Origin of the sequence: Lentzea flaviverrucosa, assembly GCF_003350445.1 — a bacterium.
GTDB lineage: Bacteria > Actinomycetota > Actinomycetes > Mycobacteriales > Pseudonocardiaceae > Lentzea > Lentzea californiensis.
Map to the genome: position 1 here is coordinate 1 of NZ_QQAU01000029.1, position 1,554 is coordinate 1,554.

At 65.7% G+C, this 1,554-nt stretch carries 1 protein-coding gene and 1 pseudogene; one reads left to right on the plus strand and one right to left on the minus strand.

Annotated features, from left to right (window positions below; all coding sequences use genetic code 11):
- A pseudogene (locus DFR72_RS44790) lies at positions 1-197 on the minus strand (lysozyme); the annotation flags it as partial.
- A 284-nt stretch (positions 198-481) separates the two neighbouring features.
- On the opposite strand from DFR72_RS44790, the gene DFR72_RS44795 reads away from it, so the two are divergent.
- A partial coding sequence (locus DFR72_RS44795; protein WP_245984106.1) for a transglycosylase domain-containing protein occupies positions 482-1,554 on the plus strand: 1,073 nt, incomplete at its 3' end.

Genomic DNA, 1,554 nt, shown 5'->3' on the forward strand with positions numbered 1-1,554 from the left:
GAACGCCACCAGTGTCCCCAGTCGACGTTGCCCTGGTGGCTGCTGACGTCGATGCCGTCCACCCTGCCCACGTTGCCGGCGCCGAGGTCCGGTGGTGTCATCAGCATCTCGCCGGTGCCTTCGTGTTTGGCGATCTGCGAGCCGGCCGAGTGGTCTTCCGAGCCCTCGGACGCGTGGACTTGCGCGGGACTGAGCATGCTCGCGACCAACGCGATCGCAGCGGTGCGAACGACAAGAGAGCCAGCACTTTTTTGCGAAGGCATTGGTTTCCTCCCCGTGCGTGAATGTTCCTGATGGCCAGCTACCCGTGCCGGGAACGGAAAAACCGGACATGCCTTTGTTGGCACGAGAGAGTGAGTGAAAGCCCCTTTCCGCACGCTGGGTGACGGATTCCCGGCCTCGGGTTCATTCGATGTGGGCGCCTGATGAGCGATTCGCCGGGTAACCGTCGAAAGCCGCATTCAGTGAGGGGAGTCTGACCGTGGAACGCAAGTCGATCGCGCGCTGTGTCGGCAAACTCGCCGGGCTCTGCCTTCTCGCCGGCGCGCTGGTCGCCGGGCTCCTCTTCCCCGCCACCGCGACGCTGGGAGCGTTGTCCAACACGCTCAGCGACCAGGTGAAGTCCACATTGGCCCAGATGCTGAACACCGACCCGCCGTTGATGACGACGGTGACGGACAAGGACGGGACGGCGATCGCGTACCTGTACGACCAGTACCGGGTGCGCACACCACCGGACAAGATCTCCCCGCACATGAAGGACGCGTTGTTCGCGATCGAGGACCGCCGCTTCTACGACCACAACGGCGTCGACTGGTTCGCGACACTGCGCGCCGCGGCCCGCAACAACGCGAGCGGGTCGGTGGAGCAGGGAGCGTCCACGCTGACCCAGCAGTACGTGAAGAACTACCTCGTGCACGTGCTGGCGCGCACGGACAAGAACGCCCAGCGCGCGGCCCAGGAGCAAAGCATCACCCGCAAGCTCCGGGAGGCGCGCATCGCGGTGGGTCTGGAGGTCGCGTTGAGCAAGGACGAGATCCTCGCGCGGTACCTCGACCTCGTGCCGTTCGGTTCGACGATCTTCGGTGTCGCCGCCGCCTCGCAGGCCTACTTCGACACCACACCGGACAAGCTGACCGTTCCTCAGGCCGCGATGCTCGCGGGCATGGTGAACAGCCCGACCGCGCTGGACCCGGAGGCACGGCCCGACAAGGCGGTGGAACGCAGGAACCTCGTGATCGACGCGATGGTGATCGACGGGAAACTGTCCAAAGAGGAAGCCGAAGCGCACAAGGACGCGCCGCTCGGGCTGAGCGAGCCCGTCCGCACGCTGCAGACCGGGTGCGTCGGCGCAGGGCCGTCGTACGGGTTCTTCTGCTCGTTCCTGGTGGAGTACCTGACCGAGTCAGGCTTCAACCTGGAGGAGCTGAAGATCGGCGGGTACCGGCTGGAGACCACCTTGGACCCGAAGATCACCGAGCACGCGAAGAAGGCGGTCGAGGCGCAGGCGCCGAAGAACACCCCTGGCGTGGCGAACACCATGGCCGTCGTGCG